We start from the raw sequence: 298 nt of genomic DNA on the forward strand, positions 1-298 counted from the left end.
GGTCGTATGGCAAATCCGCCATCTAAGCGATCCACGGACTTGTATTTTTCATAAACTGTGCCAGACCGTATGCATGACCGTATCTCGTTTGTGGTCCAACAGCATCAGGACTGAACCTCCCTCCCGTTTCCACTCGCAAGAGCTCATAGATAAGGAACGGATCAATACCTTTATCTAAAGCTTCCATCGTGAGGAATCTCCCCCACTCTTTCTCAAATCTCCCATCACTGTCTTCGTATAAATACTCAGCAACTTCTTCTGCAGTTTCCCACATGAGGTATCCGGCTAACTCTGTTTC

The 298-nt window shown here is 46.6% G+C and carries 1 protein-coding gene; it reads right to left on the bottom strand.

Features of this window, described 5'->3' with window-relative positions; genetic code table 11:
- Positions 1 to 22: 22 nt before the first annotated feature.
- Positions 23 to 298: transglycosylase SLT domain-containing protein (locus AOA60_RS01175; protein WP_158235009.1), on the bottom strand; the 276-nt coding region annotated here is incomplete at its 5' end.

The sequence above is a fragment of the Pseudomonas sp. 2822-17 genome, assembly GCF_002742485.1.
Classification (GTDB): domain Bacteria; phylum Pseudomonadota; class Gammaproteobacteria; order Pseudomonadales; family Pseudomonadaceae; genus Aquipseudomonas; species Aquipseudomonas cyclaminis.